The sequence below is a fragment of the Streptomyces sp. NBC_00557 genome (assembly GCF_036345995.1).
Lineage (GTDB): Bacteria > Actinomycetota > Actinomycetes > Streptomycetales > Streptomycetaceae > Streptomyces.
Genome location: NZ_CP107796.1, coordinates 2579462 through 2601794 on the forward strand (window position 1 = coordinate 2579462; position 22333 = coordinate 2601794).

The following is a 22333-nucleotide window of genomic DNA, read 5'->3' on the forward strand; positions in this document are numbered from 1 at the left end:
GCCCCCCGTACAGGCCGCATGTTCAAGTTGTCTCCCCTCGCCGGACCTGGTCAGGTCCGCTCCCCGCCACACTGGTGCGCGCATATTAACCGCCTGGTTATGGGCGGGGTGTCAGGCGAATGTCACCGTTCCGTCGCAACTTCCGCCGCCGCGCCGCCGCCCGAACCGGGGCCCCTCAACGGTTACTTCTCCGCGCTGCCCGCCTTCCACTCCTTCCAGCTCATGTTCCACCCGCCCAGCCCGTTGTCGGGGTCGACGGTCCGCTCGTCGCTGTGCACGACCTCGACGACGTCGCCGACGAGACTGCGGTCGAAGAACCAGCCGGCCGGGGTGTCCGCTCCGCCGCCCTTGACGTCCCTGAGGCCCACGCAGCCGTGGCTGACGTTGGCGTGCCCCGGGGCGTCCGGCGACCAGTAGTTGCCGTGCACGAAGGTCCCGGAGTCGGTGAGCCGGAGGGCGTGCGGGACGTCGGGGATGTCGTACTCGCCGCCGAACCCGACCGTGCGGCTGTCCATGCGGGTGACCTCCAGCATGTCCATCACCACCATCCTGCCGTTGTACGTGGGGTTCTCGGGGGCGCCCGCGGTGATCGGCACGGTGGCGAGCAGCCGCCCGTCCCGGAGCACCTGCATGGTGTGCCGGGCCGCGTCGACCCGGGAGACCTGGCTGCGGCCGATCGTGAACGAGAACGTCTTGTCCTGCAGCCCGTAGACGCCGGGCGCCCCTTGGACGTCGCGCAGGTTGAGGTCGACGGTGACCTCGGTGCCGGGCCTCCAGTACCGCTCGGGGCGGAAGTCGAGCCGGCTGCGGCCGAACCAGTGCGGGCGGATCTCCACACCGGGCCGTGCGGTGACGCGTACGGCCCGTTCGACGGCGGCGCGGTCGGCGATCTCCCGGCTGAACCTCAGGGAGACGATCATGCCGGTGCCGACCACGGCGTGGTTCTCGGGGGTGACGTAGCCGATGAACCGCGCGTCGGGGACGAACGTGGTGAAGGTGCTGTGCCGGGCCGAGCGGCGGCCCACGGAGTCCAGCGCCACCACGTCGACGGTGTACTCGGCGGCGAGCACCAGCCGGTCCGCGTCCGGCCGCCACGTCGTGCCGTCCGCGCTGATCCGCCCGGGGACCGGCACGGCCTGCGCGTCCCGCGCGTCCTGCGACCGGACGACGGTCACCTTCTGCAGTCGGCCGCCGGGGACCCGGATCCGCAGCGGCCGGCCGGGGCGCACGGCCCTGCTGCCGTCGTCGGGGGTGATGTGGATGACGTCCTCGGGTGCCGGGTGCTTGCCGGGCGCCGCGTCGAGACCGAGCGGTCCCGAGCCGCCCGACGAGCATCCTGTCAGCAGTGCCGTCCATGTCAGTACGGCGGCCAGCGCGGCTCCCGCGCGCCGCGCGCGTCCTTCTCGATGCCTCACGCGGACTCAACGACCACGCACGCTCCGGGGAAACGTGAGTGCGACCCACGCACTGGGCAGAACAGAGGGAAGGACGACACGCTGGGGAGCCGCCGCGCCCGTGCGGAAGGGGCGCCCTTCGGATCAGATCGGCTGAAAGGGCACGATCCGGAGGGCGCCCCGGCCGTCGGGGCGCAGCCGTACCGGGCGGGCCGGGCGCCGTGGGACGCGCCCGGCCCGCCCGCGCCGCCCCGGGGCCGAGCCACTGAAAGAGGGGCCGACAGGTGACGAGCGCAGCCGAGCAGCGGGCACCGGCCGGGGAACCGGCCGCCGGGACCGGGCAGCGGCCGGCCGTGGCGAACGGCGCCCGGCGCGCCGCGGTGCCGGCCCCCGTGGTGTGGCCGGGCGCCCCCACGCCCCTGGGGGCCCGGTTCCGGGTCGGCCCGGACGGGGTCGCGGGCACCAACTTCGCGCTGTGGGCGGGCGGGGCGGAGGGGGTCCGGGTCTGCCTGTTCGACGAACGGGGGCGGGAGACGCAGATCCCGCTGACCGAACTGACGCACGAGATCTGGCACGGCTTCGTGCCCGGCGTGATGCCGGGTCAGCGGTACGGCTACCGGGTGGACGGCCGCTGGGACCCGTGGACCGGCGCCCGCTGGAACCCGGCCAAGCTGCTGCTGGACCCCTACGCGCGCGCCGTGGACGGCGAGTTCGGCCTGCCGCCGGAGGTGTACGGGCATGTCAGGGACTGGCCCGAGCAGTACGTCGCCGACACCGTGCGCGACGACCGGGACTCGGCGCCGTACGTCCCCAAGGGCGTCGTCGTCCACGATGACGACGACTGGTCCGACGACCGGCGGCCCAAGACGCCCTGGGCGGACTCGGTGATCTACGAACTGCACGTGCGCGGCTTCACCAGGCTGCACCCGGGGATTCCGCCGGAGCTGCGCGGCACGTACGCGGGCCTGGCGCACCCGGCGGCGATCGAGCACCTGGTGAGGCTGGGCGTCACCGCCGTGGAACTGCTCCCGGTCCACCAGTTCGCGCACGAGGACCACCTGCTGCGCCGGGGCCTGACCAACTACTGGGGCTACAACTCCATCGGCTACTTCGCCCCGCACGCCGCCTACGCCGCCTCGGGTACGACGGGCCAGCAGGTCGGCGAGTTCAAGCGGATGGTGCGCGCGCTGCACGCGGCCGGCATCGAGGTGATCCTCGACGTGGTCTACAACCACACGGCGGAGGCGAACGAGCTGGGCCCCACGCTGTCGTTGAAGGGCATCGACAACCGCGGCTACTACCGCCTGCAGGACGACCCCCGCCGGTACGCCGACTACACCGGCTGCGGCAACACCCTGCACGTCGTGCAGCCGCAGGTGCTGCGCCTGATCACCGACTCGCTGCGCTACTGGGTGACCGAGATGGGCGTGGACGGCTTCCGCTTCGACCTCGCGGCGGCGCTGGCCCGCTCGATGCACGACGTCGACATGCTCTCGCCCTTTCTGGCGGTCATCGCCCAGGACCCCGTGCTGCGCCGGGTGAAGCTGATCGCCGAGCCGTGGGACATCGGCTCGGGCGGCTACCAGGTCGGCGCGTTCCCTCCGCTGTGGACGGAGTGGAACGACCGCTACCGCAACGCCGTACGGGACTTCTGGCGGCACGCCCTGCCGGACGTCCGCGAGATGGGCTACCGCCTGTCCGGCTCCAGCGACCTGTACGCCTGGGGCGGCCGGCGCCCGTACGCCTCGGTCAACTTCGTCACCGCGCACGACGGGTTCACGCTGCGCGACCTGGTGTCGTACGAGCGCAAGCACAACGAGGCCAACGGCGAGGACAACCGCGACGGCACCGACGACAACCGCTCCTGGAACTGCGGGGCGGAGGGCGAGACGGACGACGAGGGGGTGCGGGCGCTGCGCCGCCGCCAGCTGCGGAACCTGCTGACGACGCTCCTGCTGTCCACGGGTGTGCCCATGCTGGTGGCCGGTGACGAACTCGGCCGCACCCAGCGCGGCAACAACAACGCCTACTGCCAGGACAACGAGGTGAGCTGGCTGGACTGGTCGCTGCTGGACGACCCCGCGTGGCGGCCCCTGTTCGACCTCACCTCCCGGCTGATCGCCCTGCGCCACCGGCATCCGGTGCTGCGCCGCCGCGCCTTCTTCTCGGGCCGCGCCCACTCGGCGGACGGGCTGCGCGACCTGGCCTGGTTCACCGCGCGGGGGGAGGAGATGACCGAGGGCGACTGGTACGCCCCCGCCGCCACGCTCGGCATGTACCTCTCCGGCCGGGACATCCCGGGCCGCGACGAGCGGGGCGCGCCGGTCACCGACGACAGCTTCCTCGCGATCCTGCACGCGGGCGAGGAGCCGACGGGTTTCGTCCTGCCGGGGCGGCCCTGGGCGGACGGGTACGAGGTGGTCGTGGACACCGCCCGCGAGGACCAGGCGGAGGCGCCGGGCACGGTCCGTCCGGCGGGGACGCGGATCTCGGTGCCGGAGCGGTCGGTGCTGCTGCTGCGCGTGGTCTGACGGCCCCGCGGCCTGCGGCGGCCTGCGGCCGTCAGGCCAGGCTGTCCCGCCACGCCCGGTGCAGGTCCGCGAACCGGCCCGTGCCGGCGATCAGTTCCTCGGGGCGGCCGTCCTCCACGATCCGGCCGTGCTCCATCACCAGCACCCGGTCGGCGATCTCCACGGTCGACAGCCGGTGGGCGATCACCACCGCCGTACGGCCCCGCAGCACGGTCGCCATCGCCCGCTGCACGGCCCGTTCGCCGGGGATGTCCAGCGAGCTGGTCGCCTCGTCCAGGATCAGCACCGCCGGATCGGCGAGCAACGCCCGGGCGAAGGCGACCAGCTGGCGCTGCCCGGCCGAGATGCGGCCGCCGCGCTTGCGCACGTCGGTGTCGTAGCCGTCGGGCAGCGCGCTGATGAACTCGTGCGCGCCGATCGCCTTCGCCGCCCGCTCGATCTCCTCCCGGCTCGCGTCGGGCCGGCCGATCGCGATGTTGTCGGCGACCGTGCCGGAGAACAGGAACGCCTCCTGGGTCACCATGACCACCCCGCGCCGCAGTTCCGGCACGGGCAGCTCGCGCAGATCGACCCCGTCGAGCAGGACCCGGCCCTCGGTGGGGTCGTAGAAGCGGGCCAGCAGCTTGGCGAGCGTGGACTTGCCGGCGCCCGTGGAGCCGACCACGGCGACCGTCTGCCCGGCGGGCAGGGTCAGGTCGAAGCGGGGCAGCACCTCGCCGCCGGTGCGGTAGGAGAACCGGACGCCCTCGAAGACGACCTCGCGGCCCGGGAAGTCTCCCTTCGACGGAGGGAGTTCACGCGGCGTGGCCGGCTCCGGCACGGACGGGGTCTGCGCCAGCAGCCCGGCGATCTTCTCCAGGGAGGCGGCCGCCGACTGGTAGGAGTTCAGGAACATCCCCAGCCGGTCGATCGGGTCGTACAGCCGCCGCAGGTACAGCACCGACGCCGCCAGCACGCCCAGCTCCAGCGAGCCGGACGCCACCCGGTAGGCGCCCCACAGCACGATCCCCGCGACCGCCGTGTTCGCCACCAGCCGGGAACCCACCACATAGCGGGCCATCTCCAGCAGGGCGTCGCCGTTCGTGCGTTCGTGCCGCCGGTTGAGCACGGCGAACTCGGCGTCGTTGGCGGCCTCCCGGCGGAAGGCGCGCACCGGGCGGATGCCGTTCATCGTCTCCACGAACTTCACGATCACCTTGGCGATCGCCGTGGACCGCGCCCCGTACACCCGGGCCGCCCGGCGCTGGTAGAGCCTGACCAGCAGGTACAGCGGCACGAAGGACGCCACCGCCACCGCGCCCAGGCCGAGGTCCAGCCAGAGCAGCATCGCCGAGATGTAGACGAAGGACAGCACGACGGTCACCAGTTCCTGGAGGCCGTCGTCGAGCAGTTCGCGCAGCGACTCCACGTCCGTGGTGGAGCGGGAGATCAGCCGTCCGGACGTGTACCGCTCGTGGAAGTCGATGCTCAGCGCCTGCGCGTGCCGGAAGATCCGGTCCCGCAGGTCCAGCAGCACGTCCTGGCTGACCCGCGCGGACGCCCGGATGAACGCGAACTGCAGGGTGCCGGAGAGCAGCGCGCACAGCAGATAGCCGGCCGCCACCGCGAACAGCGGGCCGTGCCGGCGGTCCCGGAACGCCGGTACGGCGTTGTCGATGGCGTACGCCACCAGCAGCGGGCCGGCCTGCACCGCCGCCTGCTGCAACAGCAGCAGCAGCGTGGTCACCGCCACCCGCGCCTTCAGCGGTGCGAGCAGGGAGCGCAGCAGGGCGGCGGTGGCGCCGGGCGGGGCGGGCAGGACGTCCCGGTCGAAGACGTCACCGCCGCCGTCGCCGTCCCGGTGCGGGCCGGGGAGTTCGTCGTCCTCGGCGGTGGGGGTGGAGGCGGTCGTGGTCGTCAACGGGAGTCCTCCGTGTCCCCGGCGTACGCGGGTTCGCCGGACATCAGATGCGCGTACTCGGCGTTGGTGCGCAGCAGTTCCTGGTGGGTGCCGACGGCGGCGATCCGGCCGCCGGAGAGCAGGGCGACCCGGTCGGCGAGCAGCACCGTCGACGGGCGGTGGGCCACGATCAGCGCGGTGGTGTCGGCGAGGACCTGGCGCAGCGCGGCCTCCACGGCGGCCTCCGTGTGCACGTCCAGGGCGGACAGCGGGTCGTCCAGCACCAGGAACTCCGGTCTGCCGACCACCGCGCGGGCCAGTGCGAGGCGCTGCCGCTGGCCGCCGGAGAGGCTCAGGCCCTGTTCGCCGACGCGGGTGTCGGTGCCCTGCGGGAGGGCGTGCGCGAACTCGGCCTGCGCGACGGCGAGCGCCCGGTCCAGGTCCGGCTTCCCGGCGCCGTCCGGGGCGCCCATGAGGACGTTCTCGCCGACGCTCGTGGAGAACAGGGTGGGTTCCTCGAAGGCGACGGCGACCTTGGCGCGCAGTTCCTCACGGGGCATCGCCGTGATGTCGACGCCGTCGAGGGTGATCCGGCCGGAGGTGACCTCGTGCAGACGGGGGACGAGGGCGGTGAGCGTCGTCTTCCCGCTGCCGGTGGCCCCGACGAGGGCCATGGACTCGCCGGGGCGGATGTGCAGGTCGATGCCGGTGAGCAGGGGCGGGGAGCCGGGGGGTGCGTCGGGGTAGCGGAACGAGACGTTCTCGAAGCGGAGTCCGGAGCCGGCGGGTCGGGCGGGCCCGCGCCTGCCGGATGGCGCCGCGTCGTCCTCCGGCACCTCGTCCATCACCTCGAAGTACCGCTCCGTCGCCGTCGCCGCCTCCTGGCTCATCGCCAGCAGGAACCCGATGGAGTCCACCGGCCAGCGCAGCGCGAGGGCGGTGCTCAGGAAGGCGACCAGGGTGCCCGCCGACAGCCCGCCGTCGGCCACCCGGACCGCGCCGAGCACCAGCGCCGCCCCGATGGCCAGCTCCGGCAGGGTCACGATGACGCCCCAGATCACCGCCAGCAGCCGCGCCTTGTGCAGCTCCGTGCCGCGCAGGGTGTGGGCCAGTTCGCGGAACGCCCGGGCCTGGCTGCGGTGCCGGCCGAAGCCCTTGATGATGCGGATGCCGAGCACGCTCTCCTCGACGACCGTCGTCAGGTCGCCCACCTGGTCCTGGGCGCGCCGCGCCACCAGCGCGTACCGCCGCTCGAAGATCGCGCAGGTCCACATCACGGGGACCGCGGGACCGAGGATGACCAGGCCCAGCACCCAGTCCTGCATCAGCATGATCACCACGCCGACGAGGATGGTGACCCCGTTGACCAGCAGGAACGTCAGCGGGAAGGCCAGGAACATGCGCACCAGCATCAGATCGGTGGTGCCGCGCGACAGCAGCTGGCCGGAGGCCCAGCGGTCGTGGAAGGCGACGGGCAGCCGCTGCAGCCGGCCGTACAGGGCCGCCCGCATCTCCGCCTCGACGTGCGACAGCGGGCGGGCGACCAGCCAGCGCCGTATGCCGAACAGCATCGCCTCGGCGATCCCGAGCAGGAGCAGATACAGCGCGCCGAGCCAGACTCCGGCCGGGTCCCGGCCGGCGACCGGCCCGTCCACGATCCACTTCAGCACGAGCGGGATCACCAGCCCGGTGCAGGAGGCGACGATCGCGACGAACGCGGCCGTGAACAGCCGTACCCGCACGGGGCGGACGTACGGCCACAGCCGCAGCAGGGTGCGAACGGCGGAGCGGTCCTCGGTGGTTGCACGTGTCGTGGGCATCACTGGCGAGCGTACGGACCGGCACTGACATCGCCCACCGAGTTTCGGCCGGGCCGGGCTCGGTCGCTGGTCCTACGACCTGCGCGTCCGGCCCGTCGCCGGTGGGACCCCCAGAGCACGCACCTGACGCCGCGAGGCCCGCCCTCCGGGCGGACGGCGGGAGTTTGACGACAGGACCTAGGGGCGCGTGGCCGGACAGGCCCCGGGCGGCCGATATTCCGTGGAAGCGCTTGCCCGTTCCCGATAGGTTCGGCGTCTCCCAGCGGGGCGAGCCATCGGGGGATGGATGATCGACGCGTACGAGGATCCGGGCACGCCCGACGCGCGCGGCGGCTGGCGCTATCTGTGGTGGCTGGTGCTGCGCCAGCCGGGCCGGTCGCTGGCCGGGGCGCTGCTGGGCAGCGGGTGGATGGTGCTGCTGGCCGCGCAGCCGTATCTGATGGCGCGGGCCGTGGACGAGGGGCTGGTACCGGGGCGGCCGGGGGTGCTGGCCGCCTGGTCCGCGGTGATGTTCGCGGTCGGGTCGGTGAACGCCTGGCTGGGCACCATGCGGCACCGCACGATGACCCGGGTGCGGATGGACTCCTACTTCCGCACGGTGAAGGTGGTCATGGGGCAGGTGGTGCGGCTCGGGGCCGCGCTGCCGCGCCGGGCCGGGGCCGGTGAGGTGGTGACCATCGGGGTCGGCGACGTGAAGACCATCTCCCAGGCGCTGACCGTGATCGGGCCGGGCGTCGGCTCCGCCGTGGTGTACGTGGTGGTGGCCGGGCTGCTGCTGACGGTCTCGGCGCCGCTCGCCGCCGTCGTCCTGCTCGGGCTGCCGGTGCTCGCGCTGGTCACCGGCCCGCTCACGTTACGGCTGCAGAGTGAGGAGAGCGTCTACCGGGACCGGCAGGGCGTGCTCACCGCGCGCATCGGCGACCTCGCGGGCGGGCTGCGCGTCCTCAACGGCCTCGGCGGCAAGCGGCTGTTCGCGGACGCCTTCCGGCAGGACTCGCAGCGGCTGCGCGCCCAGGGCTACCGGGTGGGCGCGGTGGCCGGCTGGGTGCAGGCGCTCGGCGTGGGCCTGCCCACCCTGTTCCTGGCCGTGGTGACCTGGCTCGCCGCCCGGCTCACGGCCCAGGGGTCCCTCACCGTGGGCGAGCTGGTCTCGGTGTACGGCTATGTCGCCGTGCTGATCGGGCCGGTGGCGTTCTTCGTGCAGATGGCCTACGACCTGAACCGGGGCGTGGTGGCCGCCCGCCGGGTGGTACGGCTGCTGGCGCTGGAGCCGGAACCCGACGAGGGCACCCTGCCGGCGCCCGGGGGACCGGCCGAACTGCACGACCCGGCGTCCGGGGTGCGGGTGGCGCCGGGCCGGCTGACCGCGCTGGCCGCCGCCCGGCCCGCCGAGGCCGCCGCCGTGGTCGACCGGCTGGGCCGCTTCGGGCCGACCGACGCCACCTGGGGCGGGGTACGGCTGGACGCGGTGCCGCTGGCGGACGTGCGCGGGCGGATCCTGGTCGCGGACAACGAGGCCGACCTGTTCGCGGGGCCGCTCCGGGAGGTCGTGGCGACCGGGCGCCCCGTCGACGAGGCGGCGCTCGGCCGGGCCCTGTACGCGGCCGCCGCCGAGGATGTCGTACGCGGGCTGCCGGACGGCCCCGACTCGCCGGTGTCCGGGCAGGGCCGCAGCCTCTCGGGCGGCCAGCGCCAACGGGTGCGGCTGGTCCGGGCGTTGCTCGCCGACCCGGAGGTGCTGCTGGCGGTGGAGCCGACCTCGGCGCTGGACGCGCACACCGAGGCGACGGTCGCGCACCGCCTGCGCGAGGCACGGGAGGGCCGTACGACGCTGGTGACCTCCACGTCGCCGCTGGTGCTGGACCGCGCGGACACGGTGATCTTCCTGGTCGACGGCAAGGCCGCGGCGAGCGGCCCGCACCGCCGGCTGCTCGCGACGGAACCGGGTTACCGGGCACTGGTGGCACGGGACACGGAAGAAGTCGCGGACGCGGAAGGGAACGCGGACGCGGGGGAGGCCGTCGACACGGAGGGGGTCGCGCGGTGACGGCGGGGGAAGGGCTGCTGCCGGTCGCGGACCGGGTGGGGGTGCGGCGGGCCGCGCTGCGGCTGGTGCGGGCCGACGGGCGGGCGTTCACCGCCGCGCTGCTGCTGAACGCGCTGGCGGCGGGCGCGGGACTGGTCGGGCCGTGGCTGGTCGGGCGGATCGTGGACGACGTGCGGGCCGGGCAGGGCGTCGGCGCGGTGGACCGGCTCGCGCCGTGGATCCTGCTGTGCGCGCTGGCGCAGCTGCTGCTGGCCCGCTGGGCGCGGTACGTGGGCTACCGGTTCGGGGAGCGGACGCTGGCCCGGGTGCGCGAGGAGTACGTCGAGCGGGTGCTGGCGCTGCCCGCGTCCGTGGTGGAGCGGGCCGGCACCGGTGACCTGACCGCGCGGGGCACGGCGGACGTGGCGATCGTCGGCACCACCCTGCGGGACGTCGGCCCGGAGCTGCTGGTCAACACCGTGCAGGCGCTGTTCGTGCTGGTGGCGGTGTTCGCGCTCGACCCGCTGCTCGGGGCGTTCGGGGTGCTCGGGCTGACCCCGATCTGGGTGGCGCTGCGCTGGTATCTGCGGCGGGCCCGGGACGGCTATCTCGCCGAGGGCGCGGCCACCTCCCAGGTCGCGGAGGTCGTCGCCGCCACGGCGGCCGGGGCCCGGACCGTCGAGGCGTTCGGGCTGCGGCAGCGGCGGATCGCGGCGAGCCGGGACGTGCTGGAGGCCGCCCGCCGTACCCGCTTCTACACGCTGTTCCTGCGGACGGTGTTCTTCCCGGCGGTCGACGTGACGTACACCGTGCCGGTGGCGGGCGTGCTGCTGCTCGGCGGCTGGCTGCACCAGCGGGGCGCGGTCGGGGTCGGGGCGGTGGTGGCCGCGGCGCTGTACCTGCGGCAGTTCACCGAGCCGCTGGACCAGATCCTGATGCGGGTCGAGGAACTGCAGAGCAGCAGCGCCTCGTTCGCCCGGGTGGAGGGGCTGGCGCAGGCGCCCCGCGACACCGCCGCGTCCCGCTCCCCCGTGCCGGTGGACGACCGCATCGACGTGTGCGGGGTCCGGTACGCCTACGAGCGCGGCGGTGAGGTGCTGCGCGGCGTGGACCTGACGGTGCGGCCCGGGGAACGGCTCGCGGTGGTGGGCCCGTCCGGGGCCGGCAAGACCACGCTGAGCAGGCTCCTCGCGGGCGTCGACCGCCCCGGGGCCGGTACGGTCACGGTGGGCGGGGTGCCGGTCGCCGATCTGGAGCCGGAGGTGCTGCGCCGCCAGGTGGTCCTGGTGACGCAGGAGCACCACGTGTTCCTCGGCACGGTCCGCGACAACCTGCTGATCGCCGAGCCGGAGGCCACGGACGCCGATCTGTGGGCGGCGCTGTCGGCGGTCGGCGCCGACGACTGGGTACGCGAGCTGCCGGACGGCCTCGACACCCGGCTGGGCGCGGGCGGCCGGTCCACCGACGGCTCCCAGGCCCAGCAACTCGCCTTGGCCCGCGTGGTGCTCGCCGACCCGCACACCCTGATCCTGGACGAGGCGACCGCGCTGCTGGATCCCACCACGGCCCGGCACACCGAACGCGCCCTCGCCGCCGTCCTGGAGGGTCGTACGGTGATCGCCATCGCGCACCGCCTGCACACGGCCCACGACGCCGACCGGGTGGCGGTCATGGAGGACGGCCGCCTGACGGAACTGGGCACGCACGAGGACCTGGTGACGGCCGGCGGCGCGTACGCGGCACTGTGGCGGACCTGGCACGGGGACACGGCGGAGAAGTAGGCCCGGTCCCTTTCCCGCACCGCTGGGGGACGTTCTTCCCGTACCGCCAGGGGGCGTATCCCCGTACCGCTGGGGGGCGTTTTCCCGTACCGCAAGAGGACGTTCGTATACCGAACATGAACATCCGGTCAACGAACCATTTCCGGCCATATTCGTGACGCGCTCCTGACAGGTCTGCCGATCCCCTGTCACGCTGCCAAAGCCGGCTCACAGCAACCCCACAGCCCCACCCGCTCCGTGCGAGCCGGCCTGCACATGGTTCCGCGTACCGCCCTGCTCTGCCCGGACGCCCCCGACCCACCGTCCGGTCTCCCCGGCCGCGCGACCAGCGGCCCGCAGAAGGAGTCAGTGTTGAGAAGCAGATCCTCTCGCAGACGCACCCCCCACACCCCGCGTCGCACCGCCGCCGTCGCCCTCGCCGGCGTCGCTGCCCTGGTCGCCGCCGCCGTCCAGTCGGGCGCGGCGCAGGCCGCACCGGCGAAGCCCCGGCCCGGCGGGATCGACAGGGCCCACACGGCGGCCGTGCTCACGCCCTCGCAGCGCGTCGCGCTGATCCGCCGCGCCGACGCAGCCAAGGCCGCCACCGCCCGCTCCCTCGGCCTCGGCGCCAAGGAGAAGCTGGTCGTCAAGGACGTGGTCAAGGACAATGACGGCACCCTGCACACCCGTTACGAGCGCACCTACGCCGGTCTTCCGGTGCTCGGCGGCGACCTGATCGTCGACAGCGACAAGGCCGGCAAGACCATGGAGGCCGTCAAGGCCACGCACGCCGCCCTGAAGGTGGGACGCCTCACCCCGGCCGTGCCGAGGGCCGCCGCAGAGAAGCAGGCCGTGCGGCGGGCGAAGGCCCTGGGCGGCGCCCGGTCCGCGGCGGACAGCGTGCGCACGGTGATCTGGGCGGCGAGCGGCAGGCCCGTGCTCGCCTGGGAGACCGTGATCGGCGGGCTCCAGGACGACGGCACCCCGAACCGGCTGCACGTCATCACCGACGCCACCACCGGCAAGAAGCTGTACGAGTACCAGGGCATCGAGACCGGCGTGGGCAACACCCGCTACAGCGGCCAGGTCTCGCTGACGACGACGCAGTCGGGCTCGGCGTACACGCTGACCGACGGCACCCGCGGCGGGCACAAGACGTACAACCTCAGCCACCGCACCAGCGGCACCGGCACGCTGTTCTCGCAGAGCAGCGACACCTGGGGCGACGGCACCAACTCCAACGCCGCCACCGCGGGCGCGGACGCGCACTACGGCGCACAGGAGACCTGGGACTTGTACAAGAACGCCTTCGGCCGCTCGGGCATCCGCAACGACGGCGTCGGTGCCTACTCCCGCGTCCACTACGGCAGTTCGTACGTGAACGCGTTCTGGGACGACAGCTGCTTCTGCATGACCTACGGCGACGGCTCCGGCAACAACGACCCGCTGACCTCCCTGGACGTCGCGGGACACGAGATGAGCCACGGCGTCACCTCCAACACCGCGGGCCTGGAGTACAGCGGCGAGTCCGGCGGCCTGAACGAGGCCACCAGCGATATCATGGGCACCGGCGTGGAGTTCTACGCCAACAACGCCAAGGACCCCGGCGACTACCTCATCGGCGAGAAGATCGACATCAACGGCGACGGCACCCCGCTGCGCTACATGGACAAGCCCAGCAAGGACGGCTCGTCGGCGGACAGCTGGTACGACGGCGTAGGCGACCTCGACGTGCACTACTCCTCCGGCGTCGCCAACCACTTCTTCTATCTGCTGAGCGAGGGCAGCGGCGCCAAGGTGATCAACGGCGTCGGCTACGACTCGCCCACGGCGGACGGCCTTCCGGTCACCGGCATCGGCCGGGACAAGGCGCTGCAGATCTGGTACCGGGCGCTGACCACCGAGTTCACCTCCACCACCGACTACGCCGGCGCCCGCACCGGCACCCTCGCGGCGGCCGGCGAGCTGTACGGCGCCTCCAGCGCCGAGTACAAGGCGGTGCAGGACGCCTGGGCGGCCGTGGCGGTGGGGTCGCGCTCCGACGGCGGAGGGGGCGGCGGCGGTACGACGTACGAGAGCAGCACCCCGGTCGCCATCCCGGACAACGGACCGGCCGTCACCTCCACCATCACGGTTTCCGGCAGGAGCGGGAACGCGCCGGCCAACCTCCGGGTCGGCGTCGACATCTCCCACACCTGGCGGGGTGACCTGGTGATCGACCTCGTCGGCCCGTCGGGCACCGCCCACCGTCTGAAGAGCTTCAGCTCCTCCGACTCGGCGGACGACGTCAAGCAGACCTACACGGTCGACGCCTCCGCCGAACCGGCCGACGGAACGTGGACGTTGAGGGTGCAGGATCAGGCCACCTACGACACCGGAACGATCAACGGCTGGAAGCTGACGTTCCCGTAAACCGACCGCGAAAGTCCAGGAAACAGGGCCCAGTTCGAGCATCCGGCACCTCTGGACCGCACCGGTTAACACGCCCGCAACGTTTCTCGGACAGTCGGTTTTCGGCCAACATCACTTGAGGGTCCTGACATGTACGCGCCCTTAATGTCACTCTTCCCTCACCCGCCGCACAGCTTCAGCTTCACCCCACAACTCCGGCCAGTAACCCCACGCTGGCCCGGACTCCCCCACTTGAAGGAGCTTGCGTGACTCCCCGCTACGCGCGCCACAAGCGCACCACTCTGGCCATCGCCACCGCCGTCGCCGCCGGAGCCCTGCTCGCCACCGGTCTGACCACGACGGCGACCGCCGCCGGCAGCACCCACGCCCTCGCCGCCGCGCCCACCGCGCTGTCCGCGGCCGCCCGCACCTCCCTGATACAGCAGGCGCAGGCCGGCGCCGCCGACACCGCGCGGCAGCTGGGCCTCGGCGCCAAGGAGCAGCTGATCGTCAAGGACGTCGTGAGAGACAACGACGGCACCGTGCACACCCGCTACGAGCGCACCTACGCGGGCCTGCCGGTGCTCGGCGGCGACCTGATCGTCCACACCGCCAAGTCGGGCAAGACGGAGGGTGTCACCAAGGCGGCCAAGGCGGCCATCAAGGTGGCCTCGCTCAAGCCGCAGATCTCCGCCGCCAAGGCCGAGAAGCAGGCGGTGTCCGCCGCGAAGACCCTGGGCTCGGCCAAGTCCGCGGCCGACGGCGCCCGCAAGGTGATCTGGGCCGGCTCCGGCAAGCCCGTCCTCGCCTACGAGACCGTCGTGGGCGGCCTGCAGGACGACGGCACCCCGAACCAGCTGCACGTCATCACCGACGCCGCCACCGGCAAGAAGCTCTTCGAGTACCAGGGCGTCGAGAACGCGACCGGCACCGGCAAGACCCTGTACTCCGGCACCGTCAGCCTCACCACCACGCAGTCGGGCTCGTCGTACAACCTGACCGACGCCACGCGCGGCGGCCACAAGACCTACAACCTGGCCCGCAAGACGTCCGGCAAGGGCACGCTGGTCAGCAACTCGACCAACACCTTCGGCACCGGCACCGCCTCCACCTCCTCCTCCGACCAGACCGCGGCCGCCGACGCCGCCTACGGCGCGCAGGAGACCTGGGACTTCTACAAGTCCACGTTCGGCCGCAGCGGCATCAAGAACGACGGCGTCGGCGCCTACTCCCGCGTCCACTACGGCAGCAGCTACGTCAACGCCTTCTGGGACGACAGCTGCTTCTGCATGACGTACGGCGACGGCGAGGGCAACGCCGACCCGCTGACCTCGCTGGACGTGGCCGGTCACGAGATGAGCCACGGTGTCACCGCCAACACCGCGGGCCTGGACTACAGCGGCGAGTCCGGCGGCCTGAACGAGGCCACCAGCGACATCATGGGCACCGGCGTGGAGTTCTACGCCAACAACGCCAAGGACCCCGGTGACTACCTCATCGGCGAGAAGATCAACATCAACGGCGACGGCACCCCGCTGCGCTACATGGACAAGCCCAGCAAGGACGGCGGCAGCGCCGACTACTGGTCCTCGTCGGTCGGCAACCTGGACGTGCACTACTCGTCCGGCGTCGCGAACCACTTCTTCTACCTCCTCTCGGAGGGCAGCGGTTCGAAGACGATCAACGGAGTGACGTACAACTCGCCCACCTCCAACGGCTCCACGGTCACCGGCATCGGCCGGGACAAGGCGCTGCAGATCTGGTACAAGGCGCTGACCACGTACTTCACGTCGACGACGAACTACAAGGCGGCCCGCACGGGCACCCTGAGCGCGGCGGCGGCGCTGTACGGCTCCACCAGCACCGAGTACAAGGCGGTGGCGGCGGCCTGGACGGCGGTCAACGTCAACTAGTGCGGGCTTGACCGAGAGCCAGTGCGGGCGTAGCCGAGGCGGGGCGGCACCCGGGAGGAACCCCTTCCGGGTGCCGCCCTACCCTTGTGACCCATGTCCTCGGCGCCCTTCACCTACGAGCCGGTCGGCGCGACCCGCGACGACCCGGCGTTCTGCCCGCCCGGCTTCCGCCCCATGCTGGTCCGCACCCGGCTCGGCGAGGGCCAGAAGCTCTTCCAACGGGCGGCCGAGGCGCTCCTCACCTGGGAGATGCACCGCGCCCTGGGCGTGCGCGTCGACGCCGCCGCCGACCGCGCCGCCCCCGGCGTCGACGTCACGATCACCCTGGCCGGGTTCGTCAAGGCCCCCTGCCGCATCATCTGGACGGTGGAGGAACCCCGCCGCGCCGGCTGGGCCTACGGCACCCTGGAGGGCCATCCCGAGTGCGGCGAGGAGGCCTTCGTGGTCGACCGCACCGGCGACGGCACCGTCTGGCTCACGGTTGCGGCCTTCAGCAGACCGGCCAAGTGGTACGCGAAGGCGGGCGGCCCGGCGACCCGGGGCTTCCAGCACGCGTACGCCCGCCGCTGCGGGACGGTACTGCGGAGGTTGTGCGAGGGGACGTCCGAGGCCTGAGGCAGCGGGAGGGCAGGGGTCGTATTCCCGCCAACCCGTGCACCGACCGCTGTGCCGCGTTGCTCTCGGCAACACCCGAATGTGATGATCCGGCGTATGGCTGAACACGGGGGTGACGCCGGCCTGGCCGCAGGTATACGCAGGTCAAAGCTGGCGGAGTACGCGGAGATGGCGGGGTGCGAGGACACGGGGGCGCCCGCACCGAGCAGCCCGAACACCCCGTCTTTGCCGGAGCATTCACTTTCCTTTACTCCGGCCGACGCCCAGGACACCCACCTGGAGGTGGACGAAGTCCGTCGCAGACGCCGCGAATTCGCCATCCTGCTCGGCCGCTTCCGGCGTACGCCCGTGCTGGTGCCGGTGGACGGGCAGGACGCGCCCCTGGTGGCCGACCTCGGCGGCATCCGCTGGATCCTCGCCTTCTCGAACGAGGCATCCCTGGCCCGTTACGCGGTCGCGCGGGGCGAGGGAGACCGGGCGTGGCCGTACCAGCGGTGGCTGGGCGCCCGGCTGCTGGACGCCGCCGTCCCGGCGGTCGGGGTGCCGTGCGGGGTCGCACTGGACGCAGGCAGCCAGGGCGAGGGTGTGCTGTTCCCGCCGGTGGCGGGGATCGTGCCGGATGCGGCGGCCGTGGACATCGACAGTGGAACGGGGGGTGTGCAGTGACCGGGAGCGGCAAGGACCTGTCCACAGACGGTCTGAACCTGATCGCCAAGGGCCTGACCGAAGCACTGGCAGAGCTGAAGGAACTCGGCATGGTCGGCGAGGCCGGGGTCGGGCGCGGCTTCGGTGACATCGCCCTGTCCGGACTTGAACTCGGCCACGAGGGGCTGACGAGCGAGTTCAAGTCCTTCTGCGAACGCTGGGAGTGGGGGGTGCGAGCACTGATCGACGAGGGCAACGGATTCGCGCTGAAGACCGGCCTGTCGGCGGGCACCTACTACGAGACCGAGCAGTACGTGAAGGGCAGTTTCAAGGTCGTCGAGAACGCGGCCGTCGGCAATCCGTACGCCTCCGAGGCGGACGTGGAGAAGAAGGGCTGGGGCGACATCGCCACCTCCGGTGTGTACGGCGGCAACGTCGACTTCAGCCAGGCCTCCTTCGACAAGGCCCTGGCCAACAGCGCGCAGGGCTGGAAGGACGCCGGCCGCGACGTGATGACCTCGCACACCATCGGACTCGTGCCCGGCATGAACCCGGAGAACCTGCACAGCGCGTTCGGCGTCTCCGACCAGGAGTACAACCACTACCTGGACGACACCTTCGGCCCCTCTCCCGAGGCCCGCGCCAAGGCGGCCGGACAGCAGGGCGGTGAGGGCTGATGGGACTGGGAGACCTGACCAACTCGCTCCTGGGCGAGGGCGAGCACCTCTGGGACGAAGGCAAGAAGAAGGTCGGCGAGGGCGTCGACTACGCCACCAACAAGCTCGGCGAGGCGCTGGACTACGTCGGTGCACACGACTGGGCCCACGACGTGGAGCACTGGGGTGACGGGATCGCCTCCGACCTGGGCGCCACACCGGGCGAGCAGCAACTCGGCCAGAGCGACGACCCCACGGACCTGGTCCACGGCGACCCGGCGAAGATCCACGAGAGCGTCAAGCACCTCAGGGACTTCCACGCCGCTTTCGACAAGGTCAGCCAGGGGATGCGGAAGGTCGACTCCTCGGGCTGGAAGGGGCAGGCCGGCGACGCCTTCCGCAAGAAGTTCGGCGTGCACCCCGCCAAGTGGGCGCAGGCGGCCGAGTCCTGCGACGCGGCCGCCGGCGCCCTGGAGTCGTACGCGGGCACCGTCAAGTGGGCACAGAGCGAGGCCAAGGAGGCGATCGCCCTCTACGACAAGGGCGTGAAGGCCTCGAAGGCGGCGGCCGACGCCTACAACAAGAAGGTCGACGCCTACAACGCCAAGGTCAAGGCCAACCAGGACCCGGGTCCGAAGCCGGAGCCGTTCCACGACCCCGGCAAGGCCGACATCCAGGCCGCCGCCCACAAACTCGCCGCGGCCCGCAAACAGCGCAACACCGCCGCCTCGGAGGCACAGGCCAAAGTCAAGGCCGCCGTCGCACACGCCCCGGCCGAACCGCCCCCGCTGAAACGCCTGGGCAACGACCTCCTCGACGGCTACCAGGCTGTCAACACCGAACTCGCCCACGTCGGGGGAGGCATCCTCAAGGGCACCGCGGGCCTGCTCAACTTCGCCCGCGGCCTGAACCCGATGGATCCCTACAACCTCACGCACCCCGCGGCCTACATGCAGAACGTCAGCATGACGCTCTCCGGCCTGGTCTCCAGCTCCGCCCACCCCGAACGCACGCTGAAGAACATGTGGACCGAGTTCCGCAAGGACCCGTCCGAGTTCGGCGGCCGTCTCATCCCTCAGTTCCTCGGCACCGACGGCCTCGGCGTGGAAGCGGGTCTGGCCCGGGACGCGGCGGAAGCGGGCCTCGCACGAGAGGCGGCGGAAGGGGTGGCAGGCCGAGAGGGCGCGGAGAGCGCGGCCGGGAAGACCCCCCGGGAGACGGTGCACGAGGACCCACCGCAGCACTCTCACGACGAGAGCAGTACGAAAAAATGCGGCGACCCGGTCAACGTGGCCACCGGCAAGATGTACCTGCCGCAGACGGACGTCACCCTCCCCGGCACGCTGCCCTTGCTCCTCACCCGCCGCGTGGAGTCCGGCTACCGCCTCGGCCGCTGGTTCGGCCCGTCCTGGTCCTCCACCCTGGACCAGCGCCTCGAGATCGACGCGGAGGGCGTCGTCTACGTCACGGAGGACGGCCTCCTTCTGTCGTACCCGCACCCGGCACCCGGCGTGCCCACCGTGGCGAGCCACGGCCCGCGCCTGCCCCTGGACCGGGTTGACGGCGGCTACACGATCACCGACCCGCACACCGGGCAGGTGCGGCACTTCGCCGACCGAAGCGACAGCCTGGCCGTCCTGGAACAGATAGACGACCGCAACGGCAACTGGATCTCGTTCGAGTACGACGCCGAGGGCACCCCTGTGGGCGTGTTCACCGGCTCCGGCCAGGGCGTCCGCATCACCACGGACGCGGGCCGCATCACGGCGTACCACCTGACCGCGACCGGCGAGGAACTGAAACGCTTCGCCTACACGGACGGCAACCTCACCGAGGTCTACAACTCCTCCGGCCTGCCCCTCCGCTTCACCTACGACGACCGAGGCCGGGTCACGTCCTGGACGGACACGAACGACCGCAGCTACAGCTACGAGTACGACGACCAGGACCGCTGTATCGCGCAGGGCGGCACAGCAGGCCATATGACGCACCGCTTCTCTTACGGGGAACGGGACCCTGAAACCGGCCTGCGGACCACGACCGCGACGACGGCCGAGGGACACGTCACTCGTTACCTGGTCAACGGCACCTGGCAGGTGGTCGCGGAGACGGACGCCCTGGGCGCGACGACCCGCTACGTCCGCGACCGTCACCACCGCCTGCTCTCCACGACGAACCCGCTGGGCCACACGATCACCTTCGAGTACGACGAGGCGGGCAACCTCACCCGCCTGGTCCGCCCGGACGGCCGCGAGGCCCGGGCGGAGTACAACTCCCTGGGCCTGCCGGTGAAGGTGGTGAACCCGGACGGCACGGTGATCCGCCAGACGTACGACGAGCGGGGCAACCGCACCTCGGTGACGGACCCGGCGGGCCAGACGACCCGGTTCACGTACGACGAGGCCGGACACCTGACATCGATCACGGACCCGCTGGGCCACACGACCACGGTGGTCTGCGACCGCGCGGGCCTGCCCGTGCAGGTGACGGACCCGCTGGGCGCGGTGACCCGCTACGAACGAGACGCCCTCGGCCGCCCGACCACGATCACCGACCCCACCGGCGCGACAACCCGCCTGGAATGGTCACTCGAGGGCCACCTGACCCGCCGCACGGCCCCCGATGGCACGACGGAGACGTGGACGTACGACGGCGAGGGCAACTGCACCAGCCACACGGATGCTTTGGGCGGCGTCTCGTACTTCGAGTACACCCACTTCGACCTGCTGACGGCCCGCACGGGCCCGGACGGCGTCCGCTACGAGTTCGCCCACGACGCGGAGCTGCGTCTGACGAAGGTCACCAACCCGCAGGGTCTGACGTGGGAGTACACGTACGACCCGGCCGGCCGCCTGCTGTCCGAGAAGGACTTCGACGACCGCACACTGACGTACGAGTACGACGCCGCGGGTCGCCTGCTCTCCCGCCGCAACGCCCTCGGCCAGGTCACGTCCTTCGAACGCAACGAACTGGGCCAGGTGCTCCGCAAGGACGCGGCAGGCCAGGTGACGACCTACGCCTACGACTTCACGGACCAACTGGCCCAGGCTGTCGGCCCGGACGGCACGACCCTGACCCTGCTGCGCGACCGCCACGGCCGCCTGGTCTCGGAGACGGTCAATGACCGCACGGTGAGGTACACGTACGACCCCCTGGGCCGCCGCACGGGCCGCACGACGCCAACAGGCGCGGTCTCCACTTGGTCGTACGACGCGGCAGGTCACCGTACGAACATGGTGGCGTCCGGCCGGGCGATCGACTTCACGTACGACGAAGCGGGTCGCGAACTGGCGCGCCGCGTCGGCACAACGATCACTCTCGAGCACACCTTCGACACGCTGGGCCGCCTGACAGGCCAGTCGGTGACCGGCGCCGAGGGCGGTCTGATCCAGCACCGGTCGTACTCCTACCGGGCCGACGGCAACGTGATCGGTATCGCCGACCACTTGAACGGCGAGCGCCGCTTCGACCTGGACGCGACGGGCCGGGTGACGGCAGTGCACGCGGCAGGCTGGACGGAACGCTACGCGTACGACGAGGCAGGCAACCAGACCCAGGCGTCCTGGCCGTCGGACCACCCGGGCGCCGAGGCAACCGGCCCCCGCTCCTATGCGGGCACCCGCATCACCCGAGCCGGCAACGTCCGCTACGAACACGACGCACTCGGCCGCATCACCCTCCGCCAGAAAACCCGCCTCTCCCGCAAGCCGGACACCTGGCGCTACGAATGGGACGCCGAGGACCGCCTCACCTCGGTCGTGACCCCGGACGGCACCCGCTGGCGCTACACCTACGACCCCCTGGGCCGCCGCACCGCCAAACTCCGCATGGCGGCCGACGGCGAAACGGTCGTAGAGAGGGTGGACTTCACCTGGGACGGCACCACCCTCTGCGAACAGACCACAACCTCTTCCGACCTCCCCCACCCGGTCACCCTCACCTGGGACCACCAAGGCCTGCGCCCCCTGACCCAAACGGAACGCATCACCGCGGCCGACGCACCCCAGGAGGAGATCGATTCCCGCTTCTTCGCCATAGTCACCGACCTGGTCGGCACCCCGAACGAACTCATAGACGAACAGGGCGACATAGCCTGGCGCACCAGAAGCACCCTGTGGGGAACGACGGCGTGGTCGACGAACAGCACGACGTACACCCCTCTACGCTTCCCGGGCCAGTACTACGACCCCGAAACCGGCCTCCATTACAACTACTTTCGCCACTACGACCCGGAAACGGCCCATTATCTGATCCTTGATCCACTTGGTCTCACACCGGCCCCCAATCCCGCTGCATACGTCCATAATCCCCACACATGGACCGACGTGCTCGGCCTGGCTCCGGACTGCGATCAAAGGCCTGTCTGGGAGGACGTGAAACCTACCCAGTCGAACTACCCAGGGACCGATATTCCGAAGTCTTTCGAGATGCAGGCCGGGGATCAACGTGTATGGGTGCACCCCAACGCGACGAAACATCTGAACGAGTACGCCCAAGGAAGGATTGCCGAACTAGCAACCCGCGATAAAATTGGCCTCATCAACCAAGTGCAGATCAAGAGTCTCCAACAAGCGGTGGTTGCCGCCACGAAGGACGGCATTCCGTTGGGGAAGATGGTGGAGGCAGGCGGCTGGGAACTGAAGTTCAGCAAGCGGCCGGAGGACCCGCTCCCGGCGCTGGTGCACGCTCTTTACAAAGGATGA

The 22333-nt window shown here is 71.7% G+C and carries 12 protein-coding genes; 9 read left to right on the forward strand and 3 right to left on the reverse strand.

What is annotated here, in order from left to right; translation table 11 throughout:
- Nucleotides 1-182: 182 nt before the first annotated feature.
- Complete coding sequence (locus OG956_RS10645; protein ID WP_330337709.1) at nucleotides 183-1415, reverse strand: L,D-transpeptidase; 1233 nt, start codon at nucleotides 1413-1415, stop codon at nucleotides 183-185.
- A 263-nt stretch (nucleotides 1416-1678) separates the two neighbouring features.
- Here OG956_RS10645 and glgX point away from each other — a divergent pair, with 263 nt between their 5' ends.
- On the forward strand, nucleotides 1679-3925 hold the full coding sequence (glgX, locus tag OG956_RS10650; RefSeq protein ID WP_330337710.1) for a glycogen debranching protein GlgX: 2247 nt from the start codon (nucleotides 1679-1681) through the stop codon (nucleotides 3923-3925).
- 31 nt (nucleotides 3926-3956) lie between these two features.
- Here the strand turns inward: glgX and OG956_RS10655 are convergent, their stop codons facing one another.
- Nucleotides 3957-5825, reverse strand: coding sequence for an ABC transporter ATP-binding protein (locus OG956_RS10655; RefSeq protein ID WP_330337711.1), 1869 nt, complete (start codon nucleotides 5823-5825; stop codon nucleotides 3957-3959).
- Entirely contained in the window at nucleotides 5822-7624 is a 1803-nt protein-coding gene (locus OG956_RS10660; protein WP_330337712.1) for an ABC transporter ATP-binding protein, read from the reverse strand. Before OG956_RS10660 ends, OG956_RS10655 begins: the two co-directional genes overlap by 4 nt.
- 286 nt (nucleotides 7625-7910) lie before the next feature.
- Between OG956_RS10660 and OG956_RS10665 the strand changes: the two genes are divergently transcribed.
- From OG956_RS10665 to OG956_RS10700, 8 genes are all read left to right on the forward strand, one after another.
- Entirely contained in the window at nucleotides 7911-9671 is a 1761-nt protein-coding gene (locus tag OG956_RS10665; protein ID WP_330337713.1) for an ABC transporter ATP-binding protein, read from the forward strand.
- Nucleotides 9668-11431: an ABC transporter ATP-binding protein gene (locus OG956_RS10670; protein WP_330337714.1), complete on the forward strand. Its 1764-nt coding sequence runs from the start codon at nucleotides 9668-9670 to the stop codon at nucleotides 11429-11431. Before OG956_RS10665 ends, OG956_RS10670 begins: the two co-directional genes overlap by 4 nt.
- 351 nt (nucleotides 11432-11782) lie before the next feature.
- Complete coding sequence (locus OG956_RS10675) at nucleotides 11783-13822, forward strand: M4 family metallopeptidase (RefSeq protein ID WP_330337715.1); 2040 nt, start codon at nucleotides 11783-11785, stop codon at nucleotides 13820-13822.
- A gap of 245 nt (nucleotides 13823-14067) precedes the next feature.
- Nucleotides 14068-15714: a M4 family metallopeptidase gene (locus tag OG956_RS10680; RefSeq protein ID WP_330337716.1), complete on the forward strand. Its 1647-nt coding sequence runs from the start codon at nucleotides 14068-14070 to the stop codon at nucleotides 15712-15714.
- A 93-nt stretch (nucleotides 15715-15807) separates the two neighbouring features.
- The gene (locus OG956_RS10685; RefSeq protein WP_330337717.1) at nucleotides 15808-16329 is read left to right on the forward strand and encodes a DUF1990 family protein; all 522 of its coding nucleotides are present in this window, start codon (nucleotides 15808-15810) and stop codon (nucleotides 16327-16329) included.
- Nucleotides 16330-16425: 96 nt separating this feature from the next.
- Nucleotides 16426-16995 carry a hypothetical protein gene (locus OG956_RS10690; protein WP_330337718.1) on the forward strand — a complete coding sequence of 190 codons (570 nt, stop codon included), beginning with the start codon at nucleotides 16426-16428 and terminating at the stop codon, nucleotides 16993-16995.
- On the forward strand, nucleotides 16992-17651 hold the full coding sequence (locus OG956_RS10695; RefSeq protein ID WP_330337719.1) for a hypothetical protein: 660 nt from the start codon (nucleotides 16992-16994) through the stop codon (nucleotides 17649-17651). The genes OG956_RS10690 and OG956_RS10695 overlap by 4 nt, the downstream gene beginning before the upstream one ends.
- On the forward strand, nucleotides 17651-22333 hold the full coding sequence (locus tag OG956_RS10700; RefSeq protein ID WP_330337720.1) for a putative T7SS-secreted protein: 4683 nt from the start codon (nucleotides 17651-17653) through the stop codon (nucleotides 22331-22333). Before OG956_RS10695 ends, OG956_RS10700 begins: the two co-directional genes overlap by 1 nt.

Bases quoted from the DNA above. Each gene is read 5' to 3' on its own strand.
- OG956_RS10660 (WP_330337712.1), bottom strand. From the start codon at position 7,624: ATGCCCACGACACGTGCAACCACCGAGGACCGCTCCGCCGTTCGCACC.
- OG956_RS10665 (WP_330337713.1), top strand. From the start codon at position 7,911: ATGATCGACGCGTACGAGGATCCGGGCACGCCCGACGCGCGCGGCGGC.
- OG956_RS10685 (WP_330337717.1), top strand. From the start codon at position 15,808: ATGTCCTCGGCGCCCTTCACCTACGAGCCGGTCGGCGCGACCCGCGAC.
- OG956_RS10690 (WP_330337718.1), top strand. From the start codon at position 16,426: ATGGCTGAACACGGGGGTGACGCCGGCCTGGCCGCAGGTATACGCAGG.
- OG956_RS10700 (WP_330337720.1), top strand. From the start codon at position 17,651: ATGGGACTGGGAGACCTGACCAACTCGCTCCTGGGCGAGGGCGAGCAC.